General features: G+C 59.9%; 16 protein-coding genes. 14 read left to right on the forward strand and 2 right to left on the reverse strand.

Going from position 1 to position 14,832, the window contains the following annotated elements:
- Window positions 1-2 precede the first annotated feature (2 nt).
- The 7 genes from V5B59_RS11075 to V5B59_RS11105 all read left to right on the forward strand — a co-directional run bounded on the left by V5B59_RS11075 (window position 3) and on the right by V5B59_RS11105 (window position 7,141).
- Window positions 3-1,205 carry a type II secretion system F family protein gene (locus V5B59_RS11075; RefSeq protein WP_169069994.1) on the forward strand — a complete coding sequence of 401 codons (1,203 nt, stop codon included), beginning with the start codon at window positions 3-5 and terminating at the stop codon, window positions 1,203-1,205.
- Between the two features lie 4 nt (window positions 1,206-1,209).
- On the forward strand, window positions 1,210-2,742 hold the full coding sequence (locus V5B59_RS11080; protein WP_034917756.1) for a hypothetical protein: 1,533 nt from the start codon (window positions 1,210-1,212) through the stop codon (window positions 2,740-2,742).
- Window positions 2,739-3,341 (forward strand): hypothetical protein, encoded by a 603-nt coding sequence (locus tag V5B59_RS11085; protein WP_169069995.1) that lies wholly within the window; start codon window positions 2,739-2,741, stop codon window positions 3,339-3,341. Before V5B59_RS11080 ends, V5B59_RS11085 begins: the two co-directional genes overlap by 4 nt.
- Before the next feature lie 18 nt (window positions 3,342-3,359).
- Window positions 3,360-3,818 carry a hypothetical protein gene (locus V5B59_RS11090; RefSeq protein WP_169069996.1) on the forward strand — a complete coding sequence of 153 codons (459 nt, stop codon included), beginning with the start codon at window positions 3,360-3,362 and terminating at the stop codon, window positions 3,816-3,818.
- Between the two features lie 109 nt (window positions 3,819-3,927).
- Window positions 3,928-5,127: a hypothetical protein gene (locus V5B59_RS11095; RefSeq protein WP_169069997.1), complete on the forward strand. Its 1,200-nt coding sequence runs from the start codon at window positions 3,928-3,930 to the stop codon at window positions 5,125-5,127.
- Entirely contained in the window at window positions 5,124-5,861 is a 738-nt protein-coding gene (locus tag V5B59_RS11100) for a prepilin-type N-terminal cleavage/methylation domain-containing protein (RefSeq protein WP_034917766.1), read from the forward strand. The genes V5B59_RS11095 and V5B59_RS11100 overlap by 4 nt, the downstream gene beginning before the upstream one ends.
- Window positions 5,861-7,141, forward strand: a complete 1,281-nt coding sequence (locus V5B59_RS11105) for an adenylate/guanylate cyclase domain-containing protein (protein WP_034917768.1) — start codon at window positions 5,861-5,863, stop codon at window positions 7,139-7,141. The genes V5B59_RS11100 and V5B59_RS11105 overlap by 1 nt, the downstream gene beginning before the upstream one ends.
- Here V5B59_RS11105 and V5B59_RS11110 read toward each other — a convergent pair.
- Entirely contained in the window at window positions 7,138-8,853 is a 1,716-nt protein-coding gene (locus V5B59_RS11110) for an ATP-binding protein (RefSeq protein WP_169069998.1), read from the reverse strand. The genes V5B59_RS11105 and V5B59_RS11110 overlap by 4 nt on opposite strands.
- 239 nt (window positions 8,854-9,092) lie before the next feature.
- Here V5B59_RS11110 and V5B59_RS11115 point away from each other — a divergent pair, with 239 nt between their 5' ends.
- The 7 genes from V5B59_RS11115 to V5B59_RS11145 all read left to right on the forward strand — a co-directional run bounded on the left by V5B59_RS11115 (window position 9,093) and on the right by V5B59_RS11145 (window position 14,003).
- Window positions 9,093-9,791: a prepilin-type N-terminal cleavage/methylation domain-containing protein gene (locus tag V5B59_RS11115; RefSeq protein WP_034917772.1), complete on the forward strand. Its 699-nt coding sequence runs from the start codon at window positions 9,093-9,095 to the stop codon at window positions 9,789-9,791.
- Between the two features lie 105 nt (window positions 9,792-9,896).
- Window positions 9,897-10,880: a KpsF/GutQ family sugar-phosphate isomerase gene (locus V5B59_RS11120; RefSeq protein ID WP_169069999.1), complete on the forward strand. Its 984-nt coding sequence runs from the start codon at window positions 9,897-9,899 to the stop codon at window positions 10,878-10,880.
- On the forward strand, window positions 10,880-11,434 hold the full coding sequence (locus tag V5B59_RS11125; protein ID WP_169070000.1) for a KdsC family phosphatase: 555 nt from the start codon (window positions 10,880-10,882) through the stop codon (window positions 11,432-11,434). Before V5B59_RS11120 ends, V5B59_RS11125 begins: the two co-directional genes overlap by 1 nt.
- Entirely contained in the window at window positions 11,431-12,024 is a 594-nt protein-coding gene (lptC, locus tag V5B59_RS11130) for an LPS export ABC transporter periplasmic protein LptC (protein WP_034915799.1), read from the forward strand. Before V5B59_RS11125 ends, lptC begins: the two co-directional genes overlap by 4 nt.
- Entirely contained in the window at window positions 12,021-12,635 is a 615-nt protein-coding gene (gene lptA, locus V5B59_RS11135; RefSeq protein WP_169070001.1) for a lipopolysaccharide transport periplasmic protein LptA, read from the forward strand. The genes lptC and lptA overlap by 4 nt, the downstream gene beginning before the upstream one ends.
- Before the next feature lie 216 nt (window positions 12,636-12,851).
- Window positions 12,852-13,403, forward strand: coding sequence for a phasin family protein (locus V5B59_RS11140; RefSeq protein WP_211203356.1), 552 nt, complete (start codon window positions 12,852-12,854; stop codon window positions 13,401-13,403).
- Window positions 13,404-13,454: 51 nt separating this feature from the next.
- Window positions 13,455-14,003: a phasin family protein gene (locus V5B59_RS11145; protein ID WP_034915789.1), complete on the forward strand. Its 549-nt coding sequence runs from the start codon at window positions 13,455-13,457 to the stop codon at window positions 14,001-14,003.
- Between the two features lie 64 nt (window positions 14,004-14,067).
- Here the strand turns inward: V5B59_RS11145 and V5B59_RS11150 are convergent, their stop codons facing one another.
- Window positions 14,068-14,823: a competence/damage-inducible protein A gene (locus tag V5B59_RS11150; protein WP_034915787.1), complete on the reverse strand. Its 756-nt coding sequence runs from the start codon at window positions 14,821-14,823 to the stop codon at window positions 14,068-14,070.
- Window positions 14,824-14,832 lie beyond the last annotated feature (9 nt).

Below are 14,832 nucleotides of genomic sequence, written 5' to 3' on the forward strand. Positions count from 1 at the left end.
CCGTGCCGCTCTACACCTACAAGGCGGTCAGTCCCGAGGGACGCATGGTTCTGGGCAGGATGGACGCCATCAACCTCGTGGATCTGGAAATGCGACTGCGGCGCATGCAGCTTGACCTGGTCAACGGCGAGCCGCTCAGTACCCGCAGCGGGCTTGCCAGCAACAAGGTTCCGCGCCGGGAACTCATCCACTTCTGCTTCCATCTGCAGCAACTGGTGCGTGCCGGCGTGCCCATCCTGGAAGGCTTGACTGATCTGCGCGACAGTCTCGAACACCCGCGCTTCCGCGAGGTGGTGGCCAGCCTGATCGAATCGATCGAAGGTGGCCAGAAACTCTCTCAAGGCATGGACAGTCATCCGAGCGTCTTCAACAAAGTCTTTGTCAGCCTGATTCGCGCCGGCGAAGCCACTGGCCGCTTGCCGGAAGTCTTGCAGAGCCTCGACGAATCGCTGAAGTGGGAGGACGAACTCGCATCGCAACTGAAGAAGATGATCGCCTACCCGGCGTTCGTCGCCGCGACGGTTCTTGCCGCCACTTTCTTCCTGATGGTCTTCCTGGTTCCACAGCTCAAGATGTTTGTGAAAAACATGGGGCAAGTCCTGCCGATGCAGACGCAGATCCTCTTTTTCATTTCCGACCTGATGGTCGCCTATTGGTACCTGCTACTGCTACTGCCGGTACTGGCGGTTCTCGGGCTGCGAATACTGCTGCACAGCAATCCCCTGGCACGTTTCCGGTTCGATGGCCTGAAGCTGAGCCTGCCGATACTTGGCGACATCCAGCGAAAGATCGTCCTCTCGCGTTTCGCCAACACTTTCGCCCTCCTCTACGCCTCCGGAATACCGATCCTCGAGTCGATCCGAACGACGCAGGACGTCGTCGGCAACCTGGTCATTCGCCAGGGTCTGGAGCGTGTCGAACAACTGATTGGTGATGGACAGAACGTGACGGCTGCCTTTCGCAGCACCAGCTTCTTCCCGCCGCTGGTGATCCGTATGCTGCGCGTCGGCGAAAGCACCGGCGCGCTTGACGAGGCACTCCTGAATGTCAGTTATTTTTATACTCGTGACGTCCGGGAATCGGTCCAGAAAATGCAGCAGTTGATTGAACCGCTGCTGACCGTGGTGATGGGCAGCCTGCTCGGATGGATCATGCTGTCTGTTCTCGGGCCGGTCTACGACGTGATCAGCAAGATCAAGGCCTGAGGCCATGCCCGCCCGCCGCCTCATCTATCTCTGTGCGCATCGGCTGACGGCCTTCCACTGGCGAGCCGGGGTGTTGACCAACGAGGGCGTTTTCGAAGCCACGGAAGCTGGCAGGCTGCAATTCACCCGCTACCTTGCAGAACATTCGAAGAGCATCTTTACCCTCCTGGCCAATGTCTCGGAAGAAGGTTTCCACATGGAAACGATCCCCTTCCTGCGTGGTGAGGACCGACGCTCGATCATCACGCGCAAGCTCGGGCAGCAGTTTTTCAATGCTTCACTGACCACATCGATCTCGCTCGGACATGAAAAATCCCGGCGCAGAGACGAGCGCATCATGCTTGCCGCACTCACCAACAAGGAGGCCTTCGCTCCCTGGCTGGCGGCTCTGGCCGGTGCCGAGGTGGCCCTCGCCGGCGTTTATTCGCTGCCCTTGCTGGGCCCCTTGCTGCTCAGGAAAATTGGTGTTCTGGACGAGCGCTGCCTGTTGCTGACGATTCAGGACCAGAGCATCCGGCAGACCTACGTGGAAAAGGGCGAACTGCATTTCAGCCGCCTCACTCCTCTGCAAAACTACAGCATTGACGGCATTGCGCAGATATTTTCCAGTGAAGCGCGCAAACTGCAACAGTACCTCGTCAGTCAGCGCCTCCTTGGTCGCCAACAGCCGATCAGCGCGTATCTTCTCGTGCATGCGAACGCCAGAAATGCCATCGAGAGGCATTGTGTGAACAGCGAAACCTTGTCGTTTGCGATCCTCGACATGGAGGACTGCGCGCGCATCTGCCACCTCAAAACACCGCCACCGGATACTCGCTGCGAGACCCTCATCCTCCATCTCCTGGCCACTGCCCCGCCAGGTGCCCAGTTTGCCAGCGACCAGCAGCGCCACAACTATCATCTCTGGCTGATCCGCTCGGTTCTCCAGAATACGGGCGCAGTCGTACTGCTCGGCTGCCTGCTGTGGTCCGTCAAACAGTTCCACGATGCCTACCAGCTCAAGCGGGAAGTGGCAATGATCCAACAGGAAACCACTCTGGCCCGCCAGCGCTACGATGACATCGTCAAAACCTTCCCGGCGATTCCGACCTCCACCGAGAACCTGCGTCGAGTCATCGATCGCTACGTCGAGCTGGAAAAAGGCAGCACCTCGCCCGAGTACCTGTGGCGTGAAATCAGTCACGCCCTGCAGGGCGACGCATCGGTCGAAGTCGAGGGCATCGATTGGAGAGTGGCTGCGTTGGCGTCGCGTGAGGCCGCCACGGCAGAGGCGCTGCATACGCCTCCTGTCGGCAGCGAGATCGCGATCGTGCACGGCACTCTGCGGCCAGGTCCGGACAGCCATCCAAGGCAGGTACTCAGCGTTTTCAAGCAACTGGTCGAAACCCTGAAGCGCAATCCGAAACTGCAGGTGGAGGTACTGCAACAGCCTTTTGACCTGGATTCGGGCAAGTCGCTCAAAGGTGGTGATGCGGCGGTCGACGACCTGCGGCCGCGCTCGTTCAAACTGCAGATCCAGAAGACGGCCGGCTCATGAAAATCGACCTCACCGACCTTCGCAAGCTGCAGGCGAGCATCCTGGCCAGCGTGGCGATGTTTGCCGCAGCGCTGGCGGTGCTGTATGTCTCGCAGCACACCCTGGACAGCGAACAACTCGCCAGGCTGGTCGCCACCGCACAGCGCGAAGAGGCGGACGGCAAGCTCAAAAGGGTGCGTGACGAGGAAAGCGAGATCAGGCAGAAGTCAATTCTTTTCAACAAGCTGCAAGAGCGTGGCATGATTGGTGAAGAGCAGCGTCTGGACTGGGTGGAACTGCTCAAGGACATTCGTGACACACGTCGCCTGCTTGATCTGCAGTACGAGATTTCTCCACAACGTTTGCTCGACAGCAACTCGGCCGGCGATTTTTCCTTTGCCGTCAGTACCATGAAAGTGCAGCTGAAATTGCTCCACGAAGAGGATCTGACGCGGCTACTCGGCGATTTGCGCAGTCAGGCGAAGGCGCTGATCCTGATCAAGGCCTGCGCCGTCGAGCGCCTGCCGGCCAACGCTGACGAACGTTGGGGTGGCCGAGAGAATCTTCTCGCCAACTGTGAAATCGACTGGCTGACCTTGCACGAAGTGAGCCGGAAGTAGGGAAGGAGAGGCCAGTCCATGACCAGGTTCGCGCGCGCAGCAAAGCAAACCCTCTGTATGGGGCTGGCTGGCTGGCTGCTGGCGGCTCCGGCGGTCACTGCCGAGGAGGCTCTGGGTCGTCTGTTCTTCACCCCCGAACTCCGCCAGCAGCTCGATCAGCAGCGCGAGAGGAACACACTCGACAAACCGCAGATCATGACGGTTCCGACGCTCACGGTAGACGGCATCGTCACCCGCAGCAGCGGCAAGCGCACGACCTGGATCAACGGCAGCCCACAGCATGAGAATGAGACCGGTAACGGCTTGACCGTGACCCAGCGGCGCGGCGATCCGGGAAGATTGGTGGTGCAATCCGGTGTTTCACCGAACGTCACGGCGCGCATCGGCGATACGCTCAACCGTAACACCGGCGAAGCAAACGACCTGCTGAATGGTGGTCGGGTGCTGGTACATTCGCGGCCACTGGCGACGAAGTAAGCGCATGCGCAGAAGACCTCGTGCGATGATCGACTGGCGGTCGCGCATGCTGGCGAGTCGGCCAGGTGCCGGCAGGGCAGTTTACCGGCAGCGCCAGCGTGGCGTCGCCATGCTGGCAATGCTGACCCTGCTGACTCTTTGGGGGATGTACCTGTTTCTCGGTCAACTCAGCACATTCCAGGTCAGGATGGGGCGTACGCAGAGTGCTTTGGCAGCAATGGCAGAGGCAAGAGACGCCCTGATCGGCGATGCAATCTCGCGCTCACCTGTCAGCGATGCAGGATATCTGCGCTTGCCCGACCTGGGTGCCGATCTCGATTCCGGAGTCGGTTGGGTGCCGGCTGAGGGCGGCCCTTCACCCAGCTTCCTGGGCAACCAGAAAGATCTCTCGGTAATCGGAAAATTTCCCTGGAAAACCAAAACCGGCCAACTGGCCTCTCCGCCCCTTCGTGATGCGCAGCAAGAATGTCTATGGTATGTAGTTTCAGGGCGTTTCAAGATCGTCCCCAAGACGGACGCAATGAATTGGGACACAGCAGGGCAGATCGACATCATCGACAGCAACGGAAATCTCATTGCTACTAACCTTGCCGCGCTGCTGGTGGCTCCAGGGCAGGCGCTCGACGGCCAGAACCGTGCGCTGGCCGATCCCATCTATACCGAATGCGGGGGCAACTACGACGCCCGCAATTATCTCGATTCCTTCAATGCCACTGAGTCCACCAGCGCTCAAGTCAACTACTTTGCCGGCAGCACGAACCACAGGCTTGCCCCGAATACCAACAACAAGCGTTTCGTGATCGCCGACAGCGACCACTACAATGACCTGTTTCTCTACATCACGGTTGACGACATCTTCAAGCCCTTGATCCGCCGCAACGACTTCAGCGATGCCATCGGCAGGCTGCTCGACGATCCAGCATTCCAGAACCACTTGCGAAGCATCGATGTGACTGGCAGCAAGGGCACCGACAAACTCAGCTGCAGCAGCTTTGCCCCGGATGACGACTTCTGTAACAGTTGGAAAGAGATGCTGTTTCTTGCGCAACTCTCTCCGCCGTCGCAGATCACGATCAACGGCTTGCCGTCTTCGCAGATTTGCAGCCGAGTCCTGATTTTCGGCGGCCGCAAGACGGTCGGCCAGATTCGCAACACGGCAACCGAAAAGGCGGACAAGAACAACTACCTGGAAGGCAACAACCTCACTTCGTTCAATGTACCCAATGCGTCTTCGACAAGCTTCAGCGGCAGCACAGGGAATTTCAACGCGGCCAGCCCGAGTACCGATCTCGTCAGGTGCCTGCCATGAATAGCTTGCCCTGCCAGACTCCGACTAGGCAAGGATTCACTTTGACCGAACTGGCAGTCGTCCTGGTCATCATCTCTATCCTGATCGGCGGGCTGCTGCTACCCTTGTCGTCGCAGATCGAGATGCGCAACAGCAATGACACCAAGGCAGCCATGGCCGAGATCCGTGAGGCGCTGCTGGGCTATGTCGCCGTCAACGGTTACTTCCCCTGCCCAGCTCTACCGACCATCGCCAGCGGCAGTCCCAATGCCGGACTTGCCGGCGCCCGCAATGCCGGCGCCTGCGTCAATCCTGCCGGGGTGTTGCCATGGGCAACACTGGGAGTGGCAGAAAAAGACGCCTGGGGACGGCGCTATAGCTACCGGGTGACCCCGGAATTCAGCAACGCCCCTCCCCTGCCCCTATTCAAACTCTCGTCCACCGGCGACATCAAGGTCTCGTCTTCAGCCGGCGGCATCGCTGTCGCCACCGCCGTACCGGCAGTCGTGATCTCGCACGGCAAGAATGGCAACGCAGCCTTCACCGCAGAAGGAACACAGTTACCCGCAGGCAGCGATGTGGATGAACTCGAAAACCGGGTCTTGATCACGTCTACAGGCACATGGTCGGACGCTTCCGTTGCGAAGGAGTTTGTCAAACGAGCGGCACCGACTGCCACTTACGACGATGAAGTCGTGTGGATCTCCCCTGGTGTCCTCTTCAACCGCATGATCACTGCCGGCAAACTGCCTTGATGACTGCCGGCCGGACCTTTCTTGACCGGCTGCGCAACGCCGGCATCGCTGACACCGACAATGAAGAACTGCGTCTGCAGAAGTCCCTGCTGTTTTTTGCAACTGGTCTGATCTGCCTGGCCTCGGTCGTCTGGCTGTTTCTCTACTGGCAACTCGGACCCCGGTTCCCTTCCAACCTGTCTTTTGCCTTGCAGTTGCTGCTCGTCGGCAATCTGCTCATTTACCTGAAAACGCTCAACTTCAATGCCTTCCGCTGGATCCAGTTGTCGCTGTTCCTGTTCACACCCTTCGTCGCGCAATGGAGCATCGGCAGTTTCATCACCGCCAGCGGCATCAGCCTCTGGGCCTTGCTGGCACCGATCGGCGCGGTACTGTTCATTGGCCCGAGAGAGTCGGGGGCCTGGTTTTTTGCCTATGTATTTCTCACTGCGCTTTCTGGCGCCTTCGACTACTACCTCGCCGACTCGCTGAGTGTGACGCAGCACAAAGTGCCGCTGCAGACCACCGCATTCTTCTTCGCCCTCAACTTTGCGGCCGTATCGACCATTGTCTTTCTGCTGCTTCGCTACTCGGATTCCGAAAAGCACCGGGCCCAGCAACGCCTGCAGGAAGCCCACCGACTGCTGCAAAGCGAACAGGATCGCTCCGAACGCCTCCTCCTGAACATCCTTCCCGCGCCGATCGCCAGGCGCCTGAAGAACAGCGACCAGACGATTGCGGATGGCTTTGCCGAAGTCTCGGTGATGTTCGCCGACATCGTGAGCTTCACCCGCGTTGCCGAAGGTCTGACCCCCCAACAGGTCTTCGCCATGTTGAACAAAATCTTCTCCTGCTTTGACGAACTCGCCGAAAAGTATGGCCTCGAAAAGATCAAAACCATTGGTGATGCCTATATGGTCGCCGCCGGTCTCGACGCTGCGGTCGGCAATCCAGCCGAGGCCTTGGCCGATATGGCGCTGGAAATGTGCAATCTGCTTCGCCATGACTTCAGTATCAACGAGATGCATCTCGAACTGCGCATCGGCATCGGTACCGGCCCGGTGGTTGCCGGCGTCGTCGGCAAGAAGAAATTCATCTACGACCTCTGGGGTGACACGGTGAACATCGCCAGCCGGGTGACCACCGAGGGCATTCCCGGCATGGTCCAGGTCGATGAGCGAACCTATCGACGCCTGCAGCAGAGCTTCACTTTTCAGGAACCCCGGACCATCTATCTGAAGGGCAAAGGAAACATGGTCGTGCATCGCCTGATCGGCCGCCGCACCGCAGGAAGCGTTTAAACGGCTGGCATGCCCGGCCGCAGTCGCTGCAACTCGAAGCACACCTGGCCCGGGACATTGCTTGCCAGTCGCAATTCGTAGCCGCAGCTTTCCGCCTGTCGAGCCGCGTGATAGAGCCCGACCCCAAGACCGTTCTCGGAGGGCACGGGCGCGCGCAGCAGATCGCCAAGAAGGCTCGGGTCAAGCGCACTGCCGGTATCGCAGATGCGCAATACCGAGGCGTCGGTGTTGATCGCGACGCGCACCTGCACAGAGCCATCCGCTTGCGCCTTCTGCAGCGCGTTCTGCAACAGATTGTCGGTAACGCTGTCGAAAAGCGCAGCCGGCAGCAAGGCATCGGGGTCCAGGTCTCTGGCAAGGAAAATGACTGGCGAAGTGGCGTAACGCTGCTGCTGGATCTGCCACCACATCGCAAGTGGCAGGACGCCACCCACCTCGGTTTGTGGCTTCTGGAGCTTGGCCAGGGTCTGCTGCAGGCGTTGTGTGATCTGTGGCAACTGGTGCTGCAACAAGCGATCGAGCCGGCCATCCTGGCCATTCATCGTTTGTGCCAAGTAACACAGATTGCTCAGCGATTGCAACAGGTTCTTCACATCATGCGTGAGGCGAGCGCCGGTTTCATGGATCGCACGCAGATAGCTCACCTGCTGCAACTCGCGAGCGCGCAACTTGGCGATGTAGTGTTCGTTGGCGAGTTGCGCCAGCAGATGAAAATGCCAGACCAGCGCCGGACTCAGCTTGTGGCGAGTGTACAGCGTGAGTTGCAGGGCTTGTCCCGAAAAATCATGATGAAAGCGCGACTCCCTGCCAAAGGCGCCGCTGCGCGCTCCGGCAGTCCAGCTGCCACCATCGACCCACGGTAGATCGAGCATCTCCGCGAGAGCCTTTGCCAGGAACTGGTCCGGCTCACTTTCGTTGCCGGCCAGGGTCGTCAGGCGATGTAGCCACGCTTCAAACGGCAGGCCGATGCTCAACAGATAGCGCGAAAAGAAGACGCCAATACCGGTGAAGCCGGGCCGCGTATTCCAGGTCCAGCCGATCAGCAACAGCAGCAGGGCAATCGAGATCAAGGCGTTGAGTACCGCCTCGAGATACCCGGACTGGCGCATCAGCATGAAAGACAGACTACCGAGGATCAGGACGGCAATCAACAGAAAGATGAACAGGCTGTAGAACAGGTCGATCATCCTGCCGCCGGGCCGATCGCTTTCCCGCGAGAGTGGCAGCAGCAACAACATCACCAGCAAGAACAGAGGCATTCCCCAGGCGAATTCGCGATCCAGCGCCGGACCGGTCAAGGCGGCATTGGGTACCACCTGGGGTACCAGCCAGAGCAGCAGCGCGGCCAGCAGGTAGGCAAAGGCGACCAGGTAGAATATACGGGTCGGTCGATGATCGATGAACATCACCCGCCCGCCGACCAGGGCAGCCAGCATGACCACCCAGACGATCAACAGCCACCAGCCGTACCAGGCGACGCCGCAGCCGAGCACCAGGGCAAGCACCGCCAGCCCGCTCAAATCGACACTTCGTTCGGCGTAAGTGAATGGTTGCCAGAGAATGAACAGTCCGACACTCATCAGCCAGCACGGCAAACCGATCGTCGTATTGGCCCCGGCGACCAGCGCCAGGTGCAACACCCCCAGCAAGGAAATCAAAAGCCAGCGCTGGCGCTGACGCAAAGCGCCACCCATGCGCTGGAGCAGGGTCATGCAGCGCTCCTGCCGACTGCCGGCGGCCCGATTCGCAAGCCTGGAATCAGTCCAACTCTGGTCAGGGGTGTCGAAAAACCGACAGGTCCAAAGACCCTGGCGGACAAATCGCCGGTACTTTCCCGGCACATATCCGGGCACCAACGCGGGCACCAACGCGGGCACCAACGCGGGCACCAACGCGGGCACGAAACGTGCTTTGAATGGAACACCATATTCGACAGTCGCCGGAGAATGACATGAACCAGCCAAGCAAACAACAGTCAGGCTTTACTCTCGTAGAGATTGCCATTGTACTCGTCATCATCGGCCTGCTGCTCGGCGGGGTGCTGAAGGGACAGGAGTTGATCAACAGCGCCAAGGTGAAAAATCTGATCAATGACTTTCGCACCGTTTCGACCCTGATCTATGCCTACCAGGATCGTTTCAAGGCCTTCCCGGGCGACCAGAATCAGACGCAACTGACGGATGCTTTTGGCGCCAATACCGCGATTCAATGCACGATAACTGCCGGTAGCTGCGTACCGAACAACGGTCGCATCGACGGCGCATGGAATGCGACCACCGTCAACAGTGAGAGCTTCATGCTCTGGCAGCACGTTCGCTTCGCCAATCTGGCCACAGGCCCCACGGCAACTGCTGCTGCCGATTACCGCCCGACCAATGCCGATGGCGGTTTCATCGGTATCGAGGGAGTGATTACCGACAGTGCCGGCGTTCCGACGCCATACATTTCCGGCATGCGTGGCTCGTTTTTTGTTTGCTCGGATAGCATCCTCGGCCGCCATGTCAAACAGATCGATACCACCATGGACGACGGCAATACCGCTGGCGGATCGGTCCAGGCGGTAACGAATGGTGCCGCTCGCGGCACTGCAGCCGTGGCGACCCAAGCCATCCAGGATGGCACCCCGTATACGGTCTGCGCCGCCTTCTGAGCAGGGATCGTCGCCCGGCGAATGCGATCACACCGTACTGCCGGCTCGGGATGAGTGCTCCAAGGGCTTCTGCTATACTCGCCCCATGATCACCACTACAACCTCATGAGCCCAATACAGCCCTCGCCGAAAGCGCTCGACCTGGCCCGCCAGGTTCTGCACATAGAAGCCGACGCCGTACTGGCGCTGGTCGACCGCATCGATGGCGACTTCATGCAGGCACTGCTGCTGATTCTCAATTGCCATGGGCGCGTGATCGTCAGCGGCATGGGCAAGTCCGGTCATGTCGGACGCAAGATCGCTTCGACCCTGGCCAGCACCGGCACCCCCGCCTTTTTCGTTCATCCGGCCGAGGCCAGCCATGGCGACCTCGGGATGATTACCCGCGACGACGTACTGATTGCGCTTTCCAATTCCGGCGAGAGCGCAGAGTTGCTGGCCATCTTGCCGAGCATCAAGCGTCAGGGTGCCAGGCTGATCAGCATGACCGGCAATGCGCAGTCGTCACTGGCGATCGAAGCCGATGTGCACCTGGATGCCGCAGTTGCGCAGGAAGCGTGCCCGCTCAATCTCGCACCGACCGCCAGTACCACCGCCGCCCTCGCCCTCGGCGACGCGCTGGCGGTAGCCCTGCTCGATTCGCGCGGTTTTGGCCCGGAAGACTTTGCCCGTTCCCACCCTGGCGGCTCGCTCGGTCGTCGCCTTCTGACGCATGTGCGCGACGTGATGCGCGTCGGTTCGGCCATTCCGACAGTGCTTGCCGGCACCAGCCTGCCTGATGCCATTCGTGAGATGTCACGCGGCGGCATCGGCATGACCGCCGTGCTCAGCCCCGAACGACGGGTGATCGGCGTCGTCACCGACGGCGACCTGCGGCGTGCCTTCGCCATGAACCTGGACCTGCGCACCCTGTCGGCAAGCGACATCATGGGGCGAGAGCCGCGTTTGATCGGTCCCGATCGGCTCGCTGTGGAAGCTGTCGAGATGATGGAGCAGCACAAGATCAACCAGTTGCCCGTGGTCGACGGGATGGGCATTGTCGTCGGCGCACTCAATATGCACGACCTCTTCAAGGCCAAGGTCATCTGATGCCAGACGATTCCGAACACGACGACGCCAGGGCGCGCGCGCGCCGGATCAAACTGATGGCTTTTGACGTCGACGGGGTACTCAGCGACGGTTCCTTGTTCTACAGCGACTCCGGGATCGAGATCAAGGCCTTCAACACGCTCGACGGGCTTGGCCTGAAAATGCTGCAGCAGGCCGGGATCAGGGTCGCCATCATCACCGGCCGGCGTGCTCGCTGCGTCGAGCTGCGAGCGCAGGACCTGGGCATCCAGCACCTCTATCAGGCGGTCGACAACAAGCTCGATTGCATGCGTTCGCTACTTGCCGAACTCGGACTCGCTGCCGATGATGCCGGTTACATGGGCGACGATGTGCTCGACCTGCCGGTGATGACCGCATGTGCTTTCTCTGCGACGCCGGGCGATAGTCATGTGCTGGTACAGCGTTATGCAGCGCTCACCACCGCACGTCACGGCGGCCGCGGTGCAGTACGCGAAGCCTGTGAGTTCATTCTCGATGCGCAAGACAAGCTGGCTGCCGCGCTGGCACCGTATCTGACGATGACCGGCCGATGAGGAAGTGGAGTAGCGCGCTGCTGCCGCTGAGTATTCTGCTCGTTCTGGTCGCCCTGACTACCTGGCTGCGCTACGTCACCGAGTTCCCGGAAGTGCGCAATGACGGCAGGAATCGTCACGATCCCGACTACATCATCAGCGATGTACGGGGGCGCAAGCTCGATACCGCAGGAAACCTGCTGTACATACTGACCGCTGACGAGATTCGTCACTACCCTGACGATGATACCACCGACCTGCTCAAGCCGACGCTGATCTACCTGGACCCCAAGCGACCGCCAGTAAGCATCCACTCGGTGCATGGCCATACGAGTTCGCAAGCCGAGCGAATCGAGCTTTGGGAACAGGTCGAGATACACCGTGCCGCGACCGCCAAAGACGGGCCACTGGTGGCCACGATGTCCGAGTTGACGGTGCTGACCGACGAGGAAAGGGCTTTCACCAAGAGCAGAGTGCTGATCACCCAGACCAACTCCTGGGTGCAAGGTGTCGGCATGCAGGTCAACAACAAGTTGCAGACTTACCTGCTGGAATCCGCGGTCACCGGACAAATCGAAAGCCATTTCGCCAGGAAGAAACCTCTGACATGAACAAGATCCATTACGGTGCCTGCGCGAGCAGCCTCCTGCTCGCTCTTTCCCTGCCGGCGCAAGCCGAGCGCGCGGACCGCGACAAGCCGATCCACCTGGAAGGGGACCGCCTGAGCATCGATGACATCAAAAACGTCAAGATTCTCGAGGGTAATGCGGTCCTGATCCAGGGCAGCATGGAGCTTCGCACCAGTCGCCTGGTGGTTACCCAGGACGCCGATGGCTTCCAGAAAGCCGTCGCCACTGGTGGTGCCAACGGGCTTGCGCATTTCAGGCAGAAGCGGGAGGGCGTCGATGAATTCACCGAAGGCGAGGCCGAGCGCATCGAATACGATGCACGCAGCGAGATCACGCAGTTTTTTGTTCGCGCCTGGGTCCGCAACGGCCTGGACGAGGTCAAGGGGGCGTACATCTCCTATGATGCACTCAACGAAAAATACCTGGTCACCACCGCTGGCGGCACCAGCAAAAGCGCCACCGGCACAGGGCAGGCACGCGTGCGCGCAATCATCCAGCCCAAAGCCAAGAACGTAGAGCCCTCTCCAGCGGACAAGAAGAGCGAGCCCCTGACCCTCAAACCCGCTGCAAAAATCAGCCCCAGAGCCGACTGAAGCGAGCTGCCACATGGCACGAAGGACCGTGTCAAAAGAAACCCCGGCCATTTTGGTGCGGCGCAACAAAATGCTTGACATGGCTCAACGAAAGTCTATAATGCAACGCATGGTGCAGTGCAGCAAAAAGATCGTCAAGCGGAATGGCGCGGCGATCGGTGAGTTAACCATTGCACATGTTGTGTTGTGCCCCCACTTTAATCGAGGAGATTGACCATGTTCAACACCCCAGAACAATTCGCCGCCGCCAACAAAGCTTCCGTTGATGCGATGCTGACCCTTGCCAATACCGCGCTGGCCAGTGCCGAGCGCATTGCTGCGCTCAACCTGAATACCGCCCGTTCGATGCTCGAGGATGGCGTTGCCAACGCCAAGGCGATGCTTGGTGCCAAGGACCCGCAGGAGTTTTTCTCGCTGCAGAGTTCGCTGGCACAACCCGGCCTCGAAAAGGCCGTGGCCTATTCCCGCAGCGTCTATGAAATCTCGGCGCAATCGAAGGAAGAGATCTCGAAACTTCTCGAAGCACAATTCAGTGACTTCCAGAAGCAGGTTCTCGGTCTGCTCGAAAAGGCAACCAAGAATGCCCCCGCTGGCTCAGATGTTGCGGTTAACGCCGTCAAGTCGGCGATCGCCGCAGCGACCTCCGCTTTTGACAGCATGAACAAGGCTGCCAAGCAGGTGGCTGATATTGCAGAAACGAACGTCGCCGCAGCAACCAACGCCACCGTCAAGGCAGTTGGCACCGCCGCTGCAGCCGCCAAGAAATAGGCCTGTTAGCATCCTGCATACGCCTTACCATTGCCATTCACGGAGAACTCCATGAGCACCATCGACCTCGAACAACTCGCCCAGAGCCAGAAAGCCAACGCCCAAGTCATGATGACGCTGGTCCGCACGGCCTTCCACGGTCTCGAACAATTGTCAGCACTCAACCTCGCCGCCAGCCGCGAGCTGTTCAACAGCACTGCCAGCGGTGCGCAACAACTGCTGGGCGTCAAGGATCCAAAAGAGCTGAGCAACATCGCCGGTTCTCTGGCCCGCCCCAACGTCGACAAGCTGATGGAGTACTCCCGCAGCCTCTACGATCTGGCAGCCAACATGCAGCGCGAAATCACCTCGGTGATGGAAGATCAGTACAGCACCATGCGGCACAACGCTTCCGGCCTGATCGACAAGGTCGGTGTTGCCAACCCGATCTCGAGCGATGTCTTCGGCGCAGCGATGAAGCAGATGATGACGGCTTCGAGCACGGCCTTTGAAAACATCTCGCAGATGGCCAAGCAGATGACCGACATCGTCGACACCAATGTCAAGGCGGCTACCAACGCCACCGCTCAGGCTGCTGCCGCCCTGACCCCGAAGAAGTAATCCGCCCCCTGGCACCTGACTTCCGCAAACCCCGGCTACGGCCGGGGTTTGTTCGTTTACAGGATCAGGCCCGCCATTGCCAACGGATGCCCCGCCTCTCTACCTCTTGCCGTATCGACTCCATGGCTGCGTCAACGAGTGGCGGAGCCCCTTCGACCCCGAGTTCAAGATAACGTCGCTGCCCCTCGTCGGACATCGACGGCAGGCTGTACAGCCGCAAGGCAGGAAAGTCGGCGACGATTCGCTCCATCAGATCGAGCAGCGCACTCTCATAGGCATTCGCTCCAGTGAGCAAGAATGCCTTGTCCACGCAAGCCTGCGGGGCGAACAAAGGCGCGTAGAAAGTATCGAGCACCCATTCGGCCATCGGATGCGCCATTTGCGGAAAGCCCGGCAGGAAGTGGTGATCGCGTACGCGAAATCCGGGAATGCGGTTGAACGGGTTCGGAATGATCTCTACACCGCGCGGGAAGGTGCCCAGGAGCAGGCGAACGTCGGTGATCTCGGCGCCAAAGCGGGCGCGGATTTCGTGCTCCGCATCGGGATGCAGGACCAGATCGACGGAGAGCGCCGCCGCCGCCGCTTGCCGGGTGTGGTCGTCGGGCGTGTTGCCGATGCCTCCGAAACAAAAGACCACGTCCCCGGCAGCCAGGCTGCGCTGCAGCGTCGCCGTGATGCGTGCGCGTTCGTCGCCCAGATATTCGGCCCACGCCAGGCGCAAACCACGCACCGACAGCAGTTCGGCGATTTTCGCAAAGTGCCGGTCAACGCGTTTCCCCGACAGGATCTCGTCACCGATGATGATTGCCCCGAAACTCATGCTCACTCC

The sequence above is a fragment of the Candidatus Accumulibacter contiguus genome (genome assembly GCF_036625285.1).
In the GTDB taxonomy this organism is placed as follows: domain Bacteria; phylum Pseudomonadota; class Gammaproteobacteria; order Burkholderiales; family Rhodocyclaceae; genus Accumulibacter; species Accumulibacter contiguus.

Bases quoted from the DNA above. Each gene is read 5' to 3' on its own strand.
- V5B59_RS11080 (WP_034917756.1), top strand. From the start codon at position 1,210: ATGCCCGCCCGCCGCCTCATCTATCTCTGTGCGCATCGGCTGACGGCC.
- V5B59_RS11085 (WP_169069995.1), top strand. From the start codon at position 2,739: ATGAAAATCGACCTCACCGACCTTCGCAAGCTGCAGGCGAGCATCCTG.
- V5B59_RS11090 (WP_169069996.1), top strand. From the start codon at position 3,360: ATGACCAGGTTCGCGCGCGCAGCAAAGCAAACCCTCTGTATGGGGCTG.
- V5B59_RS11095 (WP_169069997.1), top strand. From the start codon at position 3,928: ATGCTGGCAATGCTGACCCTGCTGACTCTTTGGGGGATGTACCTGTTT.
- V5B59_RS11100 (WP_034917766.1), top strand. From the start codon at position 5,124: ATGAATAGCTTGCCCTGCCAGACTCCGACTAGGCAAGGATTCACTTTG.
- V5B59_RS11105 (WP_034917768.1), top strand. From the start codon at position 5,861: ATGACTGCCGGCCGGACCTTTCTTGACCGGCTGCGCAACGCCGGCATC.
- V5B59_RS11110 (WP_169069998.1), bottom strand. From the start codon at position 8,853: ATGACCCTGCTCCAGCGCATGGGTGGCGCTTTGCGTCAGCGCCAGCGC.
- V5B59_RS11115 (WP_034917772.1), top strand. From the start codon at position 9,093: ATGAACCAGCCAAGCAAACAACAGTCAGGCTTTACTCTCGTAGAGATT.
- V5B59_RS11120 (WP_169069999.1), top strand. From the start codon at position 9,897: ATGAGCCCAATACAGCCCTCGCCGAAAGCGCTCGACCTGGCCCGCCAG.
- V5B59_RS11125 (WP_169070000.1), top strand. From the start codon at position 10,880: ATGCCAGACGATTCCGAACACGACGACGCCAGGGCGCGCGCGCGCCGG.
- lptC (WP_034915799.1), top strand. From the start codon at position 11,431: ATGAGGAAGTGGAGTAGCGCGCTGCTGCCGCTGAGTATTCTGCTCGTT.
- lptA (WP_169070001.1), top strand. From the start codon at position 12,021: ATGAACAAGATCCATTACGGTGCCTGCGCGAGCAGCCTCCTGCTCGCT.
- V5B59_RS11140 (WP_211203356.1), top strand. From the start codon at position 12,852: ATGTTCAACACCCCAGAACAATTCGCCGCCGCCAACAAAGCTTCCGTT.
- V5B59_RS11145 (WP_034915789.1), top strand. From the start codon at position 13,455: ATGAGCACCATCGACCTCGAACAACTCGCCCAGAGCCAGAAAGCCAAC.
- V5B59_RS11150 (WP_034915787.1), bottom strand. From the start codon at position 14,823: ATGAGTTTCGGGGCAATCATCATCGGTGACGAGATCCTGTCGGGGAAA.